This is a genomic window from Bacillus sp. TH25, assembly GCF_016650935.1.
GTDB lineage: Bacteria > Bacillota > Bacilli > Bacillales > Bacillaceae_G > Bacillus_A > Bacillus_A mycoides.
This window is the reverse complement of the sequence record NZ_JAEKEU010000014.1, coordinates 24,631-31,776: the sequence shown is the minus strand read 5'-3', so window position 1 is coordinate 31,776 and position 7,146 is coordinate 24,631. Positions and strand designations below refer to the sequence as shown.

The following is a 7,146-nucleotide window of genomic DNA, read 5'->3' as shown; positions in this document are numbered from 1 at the left end:
TTCCAATTAACAATGGAATAAAGAAAGCCAATGCAACTACATGAGTCAAAGTTTCTTCATAATGTCGAAGTACAGAACCAGTATATGCTTCTGCTACAAACAGAAGTAATAACCAACCTATACGTTTACGGTATATTTGCCAAATAGAGGTTTCGAAATATGGCTTATCTAATGGAGTGCTCCCTCCTAATTTTTGAATATCTTCAGTTGCTTCTTCTTCGAAAACATCCATTGCATCATCGAAGGTTATGATACCTATCATCCGATTATCCATCGTTGTTACAGGTATAGCGGATAAATCATAATCCATTAGCTTTTGTACAGCTTCCTGTTGGTCTAGGTCCACTGAAACTGAAATAACATCCAATGCCATTATTGATGATAAAGTCTTATCATCTGAAGCTAGCAATAATTCACGAATAGAAACAATTCCATTAAGCTGACCACGCGAATCAAGAACATAAATATACGAAATTGATTCTACCCCTGCTCCAATTTTTCTAATATGTGACAGCGTATCTTTCACTTTCCAATTTTCCCTGGCAGCAATATAGTCAATTGTCATCAAACTGCCCGCTGTTCCAGATTGAAAAACCAGCAGACTTCTAATTCTTTGTTGAGATTCTTCAGACAAAAGTTGTATCAGTTTTTCAGCCTGAAGTGGATGAATTGAAAGAATTACATCAACAAGGTCATCAATAGATTGCCTAGCTAATAGCCCTTCTCCTTTATCCACAGGCAAGTTGGTGCAAATATTATATTGCTCCTCTGGAGTAAGGTAACTAAGAATTTTCGCACCTTTTTCAGCAGGAAAACATTTCATTAAAGATATCTGATCTTTATGATGAAAATCTTTCATTTCCATTGCAATATCATAGGATTGAGTTTTTATAAGTTCTCCTACTAAGTGGATGTCTTTTGTCGTTAATAATTGTTGTAAACATTTTTTCATCGTAATTCCTCCTTAAGGACAGTGGTACTTGTTATCATTTTCCCACTTTTGGGAAAACAAATTTCTTAATAAATATGGGATCAATATCATCAATCATTAGTTTTCCCCCTTTTATAAGAGATTTATTACAAATAAAATTTCGCATATAAAAAACCTCCCCTAGTGATTCAACTAGAGGAGGCTGATTTTAAAAAAGACATAGCTAAATAAAGCTCATTCCCCCTAGTTGAGTTTTGGCACTATACAACGTAAAGGATGAATCATTCATCACTTAGCTATCTTAAGAAGAGCCTTAATCCGACAATTCCTGTTCTACCCATTGGCATCTTTCGATATTTTTGGGCAATAGCCTGTGTTTGTATAGGAGCCTCACCTAACAGGTTATAAATATTTAAAATTTTTGCTTGTTTCGTGTTAAAGCATATCCACTATTTTTGAACTTGTCAAGTAATAATAAAACTTATTTCTCCACCTTTTGATATCAAAACATTCCCAAATCATAGATATAAACATCTGTATAATAGTTTATATTTATACAACGAATTTTACAATTTATACACTAAATTTTCAAAATTATAAACTATAAAATTAATTTATTTTTTATTATTACACGTGTCTTGACGCTTTATTATTGAAGATTGATGTAAAAATAAAAAATTTAAAACCAAAGACGTCTGATAGATAACAAAAATTTCAACTTGATTCTCTCTCATTTTCAATATAACCTGTATCTTGTACAAAGGGATAAATTTTAAACACATTATTTTCACAGTAGATAAACACACAACATGTAATTTGCTTATTTCTGCAAATAATATATGTCTCTGTTAGGTGAGGCTCCTGTATAGAGAAACGCTGCTACCCAAAAATGTCGAGAGACGCCAATGGGTCAACAGGAACGGTCGAATTAAGGCCCTTCTTAATGTAGCTGGTTTTAAACCTATGCTGTACAGTGCTAAAACTCAATGAGGGGGACTTTTATGATAAAACGACTTGTTTAGCTTTTTCTTAGCAAGGTTTGTTTGTCTCGAAAAAGGCCTTTACTCATATGAGCAAAGGCCTTTTTAATGTGAATATAGTACAAAAAGAAAGGGTGAATCTTCATGAAAAAAAATTGGATCTATCACAATAAAATAAAAGTTATTTTGGGTACGTTATTTTTTATTTCCCTATTGGGAGGAACATATATATACTCTCAATTTTATAACTTTAGTGATAAAACATATCGTGAACTCGAAAGAGGACGCAAATCTATGAAAAGAGAACATAAAATATCCCCTTTAAAAGATAATATTTCCATCTTAATCATGGGAGAGGATAATAGTGAAACAAGAGAAGGAGAATATGGAAAAAACGCAAGGTCAGATGCATTAATGGTTGCTACGATTAATAAAGAAACGGCAGCAATAAATTTGTTAAGTATTCCACGTGATACTCGAGTCTATATACCAATAAAAGCAAAAGAAGATAAAATTGCACATGCACATGCATTTGGTGGTATAGATAGTACAATAGATACCGTTGAAAAGTTTTTGGATATTCCCGTTGATTATTATATTAAATTTAATTTTGATTCATTCTTAAGTCTTATTGATACGATTGGAGGAATTGATGTAGATGTTCCCGTCACATTTACAGAACAGGACAGCCAAGACCAAGCTGATGCCATTCATTTGGAAAAAGGATATCAGCACCTAAATGGCGAACAGGCCTTAGCCTTGACTAGGACACGCCATATTGATAATGATTTTATGCGTGGACAACGGCAGTTATTAGTTATAGAGGCGATTGGAAATAAAATATTAACCATGAACTCATTAAGCAAGTTTAATAGTATATTAGATACAGTTAGTCCACATATGTCTACCAATTTATCCACAACAGATATGTTCTCTATTGCTAAAACTATGATGGACCACTCACCTAACATCAACAAAAGGCAGATTAAATGTAATGATAAATATATAGATGGTATATACTATGCACAACCTGATAAAGAAAGTGTTCAACAGATTTCGAAAGATTTAAAACAAGAATTACAAAAAAAATAAGAATTTTTTAATATATTTTATTTCAGACAAGATTTATAAATATAAAAATGATATATAGATTTTCTTATATAAATCTCTCGCAATATTTGAAATTTAATTATAAAAAAGCAGAAAGCATTCTTGCTAACAAGAATGCTTTCTATTTTACACGAGTCTTTTAGTAACTATTTATTTTTAGTAAAAAGGATATAACTAGGGGCATAATATGCCCATTGTTCATCACCAATACTTAACCATCCATTTTGTTCCTTGTATACAGAATATGATTCATTTTTACTTAGTTTACGAATTACTTCATAAGTCGTCCCAGGTCCCTTGCGCGGATTTACTCCAGAACCAGTTATGGTAACAACACCTATTGTATTATTGTTTAATACATGTAGCATTCTATTCAGAAAGGCAGCGACTTCTCCGCGAGCGGCTGTACCTTTGGGCATAAATTATAAATTCATTTTTTTCATTTCCTTTTACAATCCCTAGTCCATAAACGCGTTGTACAGCTTGTTTATCATACACTAAGTTCTGATCACTAAAAGGCAAGTCTACTAGCTTTCCAATAATATTTTTATATTGTAACGATCGATCAATCATAATGACCACTTCGTCACGCTTAATTGTGTCATTTGGAGCAAAAATATTCTCTCCTCTACCACTAATGATTCCAGCTGCTGCTGCACGATTAATCCCATCTATAAATAAAATTTTTGATCTCTTTTAATTACTATCTAATTTCAATTTACCACTATCTTTATTAAGAAATGAGGAAAAATAAATGAATAAAGAAGTTTTTCATAATATACAATATGTTTATCTTCAAAATCTATACTTGTACTTATTTCTTTAGATATTTTACATTTGAATCTTAATTATAATCCACGCATGTGAATTCTCTAAAGAAAAAAGCTAAAAAGAGAATTAATCTTCCAAATTTCACATAGGGAATCATTTGTTTTCTAAAAAACATCCAAGAATCTTTATCAACTCATTTTAGAATATTTAAACAATAATTTCATATACAAACTCTGCATAAATTATTCATTTTCTTTTATATAAGACATACCTTTTTACTTCTGATAAATTCTTAAACATTGGATTATTATACACAATCCAAAAAACATGTGGTATTTTGTAGAATTTTGTCTATCAATATGTATGTACACCCTTTTGTAGTGGATATAGACTGTGAGGTGTAAGGAGATACCTTACAAAATAATGCAAAGGAGATTATAGAATGAGCAGATTAACAAAATTCTCAAAGTTAGCATTTGCAACATTAATTGCAGGAAGTAGTTTAAGCGTCTTTGTTTCTTCACACAGTGTACAAGCTGACACCTTAGATCATAATTACCAAGACACTGTAAAATTCATACCATCTTCTAATGCTAGACAAACATTGGAACAAAAAAACACTATTGTTCCTGAATCAAAAGTTATTAAAAACCATTATGTAAAGTACTCTAAAGCACATTTCCAATCTAAAGAAAGTATACCAAAAGAAATTTATTACTCTTCAGAAGGCTTTAAGGGCTATATACAATCAACTACCGTTTGGGATATGGGAGATCATTTCGCAACGATATATTCCGGAACCGTTATTCGATGTTAGATTTTTAATGCAACATCTCCAAATGGTTATAAAAATCAATAGATCACTGCAAATACTGTAACATCTATTACACAAAAAAATAAACCACAAAATCATTCAATTTCATGGTTTATCTATTACAAAGATAATGCTAAACGAATACTCTAACATTACCTTCCCCAAAGTTAATTATAGAGTATTTTCAAAAAAAGACACTCTTGTAGTGTCTTTTTTATAGTATTTAAATTTACTCCCATCTTACTTCGTTTCTGAATTTAATAAATATGTAGTACCCTTCCATTCAGACTTCAAAATTGAATATTGATATTCATCAATCCACTGTCCTTTTAACATATAATTTTGCAATAAATGACCTTCTCGCCTCATACCCACACGTTCTAGCACAGAAATAGACTTGTTATTTCGGACATCCGAGAAAGCAATCACTTTATGCTTTCCTAACGAATGAAATATATAATACAATAAAGCATAAATAGCCTCAGTTGCATAGCCATTTCCCTGATATTCTGGGGAAAGAGTAAATCCAATTTCAACGATACGAGGTTCACTCAAAAGCGTGTGAAGTGCACAATCTCCAATCATTTTATTATTTTCAGCCAAAGCAATTGCGAACTGGAACCAAGTACCTGGTTGATTAGGATTATTATTAATTTGTTCATTTACAAAAGTTTCTGCTTCATGATATTGATAATTATCCCATGACTGAAATTTAGCTACTTCCGGATTAGAGCGATAAAAGTGAAAGTATTTAGCGTCATCAATACTCAACCTTCTCAAAATAAGACGATCTGTTTTCCCAAAAACTTGATCATATTTCTCCATAACCTTCTCCTCTCTTCTCTACATTAACTGTGAGCTGCATTTCGTTACTTCATAGAATTTTTAGTTTTATCTTTATAATGCATAGGCGTATATTGTTTGCATACATAAAAGAAAGTCTTTATCCCTCTTTATTTTATATTTTGAAAAGAATTCAGCTTCCCCACACCTTATTTTTTTCGGCTATTCATTTGTTTCAATGTAATAATTTTGCATTTCGTATATACAATAGACAATTATCGCTAAACTCCAACTGACACCATAGTAGTCATGTGTGTAGAACTCATATCCTGCCTTAATTCCTTTTTCTATTACAACCAACGTAAATCCTAAAGCCATCCAAGTATTAATTTTCATTTTAATAAAAGTTATAGCTATCACGATTAAAAACAAAATATTTGTAAGGCAGTTTATCATTAGCTCATATTTTTGAATGTATATTGCCATTATACAAGCAACGATATTAGTCGCAATGCCAAAAGCAACTACCGCTCCCCAAATCCTGTCCGAAAGTCCCACTCCTGAGTCAGTCCCTTCCTTAATAAACATCCTTTTCTTTATTTCGTTCCTACACTCTCTATTCAAGATATGCTTTATTAACCTTGTTTGATGAATATCTATTTATCTTTTCATATAGAGCAAACAGAATTTTTACTCATAATTTTTTATTTATTAGGCAAACTATGTCTAAGCCGTTTGAACTAGCGGCTTCACTCTTCTGGTAATGGGAAAGCAATTTATTGTAATTGACTAACTCATTCAATTCATTGGCACCGGCAGGCAACCAAAATTGTTGTCTGCCATTTTCATGTATACTTTTTCTGATTTCATTTCAAACTATATAGAAATAGCGTGCTGTACTGATTTTAAACAGAATAGAAATTGATTTTTGAAAAGGCAGAAAGGGTAGGATTCTGTCTACTTTTTGTATAAGACTTTTTCTTTTCACATATACTATTTTTGAACCTGTTTACCAATACGTGCCCTATTGGTGTCTTGAATTCCTCCTCAATTTCTTTATTTTTTGGATTTTACAAATCTGAAGACAAGAATTTCAAGCATATTTTCTGGTTATTCGTAGTTTTTATCCAGAATAAATTCCTCGTGTGAGCTGTATACATAAAAAGAAAAGACACCAAAAAGGTGTCTTTTCTTTTTAAATCTAATCGGATTTCAGTAGTATATTTGTTCTCTTAAAAACCTTCTATCTTGTTCTTAAAGTTGTCAAATTTCATATGTAACTCCCAAAAAAACTTATGCTATTATGTAGCTAATAAACTATGTGTTCCCTTACCCCTGTTTCCAGCCCTGTAAATTTTACAGGGTCTTTGATTATTTGACAGTTTATCATCGTTAATAAATTCGAATTTTCATTTTAAATTGTTTAAATGTTAATTAGGTTTTGAACCAATATATTAATATTTAGCTCTTGATTCTTTACTCCTTTTAGATGAAGTGGACTCTCATTTACATGCTAAAAAAAGCGTTTTAACTAATAACAACCCTAAGACAGTCTTATATTGAGCCTTGGGGTTATTATTTAAATTGTTATGAACATCATAGGAGAACATTCTTCTCCTGCACTTGATAGAATAAATTGTCCCTAAAATAATAATTGTTGCATTTATACTTCTAATAGGAATACAAAAAAACGATTCTTTTCACATTAAAAAGAATCGCTTTCCAAGTTCATATTTTCAATTACATTAAATAAAGAA

At 31.3% G+C, this 7,146-nt stretch carries 5 protein-coding genes, 2 pseudogenes and 2 riboswitches; of the genes and pseudogenes, 3 read left to right on the top strand and 4 right to left on the bottom strand.

What is annotated here, in order from left to right; genetic code table 11:
• The coding region (gene mgtE / locus JFT89_RS12375) for a magnesium transporter (RefSeq protein ID WP_201040081.1) at positions 1-952 on the bottom strand (952 nt) is incomplete at its 3' end.
• Between the two features lie 211 nt (positions 953-1,163).
• A riboswitch (M-box (ykoK) riboswitch) is annotated at positions 1,164-1,340 on the bottom strand.
• A gap of 428 nt (positions 1,341-1,768) precedes the next feature.
• Positions 1,769-1,932, top strand: a riboswitch (M-box (ykoK) riboswitch).
• A gap of 123 nt (positions 1,933-2,055) precedes the next feature.
• Here mgtE and JFT89_RS12370 point away from each other — a divergent pair.
• Positions 2,056-3,003, top strand: coding sequence for an LCP family protein (locus JFT89_RS12370; protein ID WP_016095350.1), 948 nt, complete (start codon positions 2,056-2,058; stop codon positions 3,001-3,003).
• Between the two features lie 164 nt (positions 3,004-3,167).
• Here the strand turns inward: JFT89_RS12370 and JFT89_RS12365 are convergent.
• Positions 3,168-3,696, bottom strand: a pseudogene (locus JFT89_RS12365) (S-layer homology domain-containing protein); the annotation flags it as partial.
• A 538-nt stretch (positions 3,697-4,234) separates the two neighbouring features.
• Here JFT89_RS12365 and JFT89_RS12360 point away from each other — a divergent pair.
• A complete protein-coding gene (locus JFT89_RS12360) occupies positions 4,235-4,609 on the top strand; it encodes a hypothetical protein (protein WP_002147867.1) in 375 nt (124 codons plus the stop codon).
• 237 nt (positions 4,610-4,846) lie between these two features.
• Here JFT89_RS12360 and JFT89_RS12355 read toward each other — a convergent pair whose 3' ends face one another.
• Positions 4,847-5,431: a GNAT family N-acetyltransferase gene (locus JFT89_RS12355; RefSeq protein ID WP_201040080.1), complete on the bottom strand. Its 585-nt coding sequence runs from the start codon at positions 5,429-5,431 to the stop codon at positions 4,847-4,849.
• A 180-nt stretch (positions 5,432-5,611) separates the two neighbouring features.
• Positions 5,612-5,947 (bottom strand): hypothetical protein, encoded by a 336-nt coding sequence (locus tag JFT89_RS12350; RefSeq protein ID WP_042889623.1) that lies wholly within the window; start codon positions 5,945-5,947, stop codon positions 5,612-5,614.
• Between the two features lie 1,107 nt (positions 5,948-7,054).
• On the opposite strand from JFT89_RS12350, the pseudogene JFT89_RS30260 reads away from it, so the two are divergent.
• A pseudogene (locus tag JFT89_RS30260) lies at positions 7,055-7,138 on the top strand (undecaprenyl-diphosphatase); the annotation flags it as partial.
• Positions 7,139-7,146: the final 8 nt, after the last annotated feature.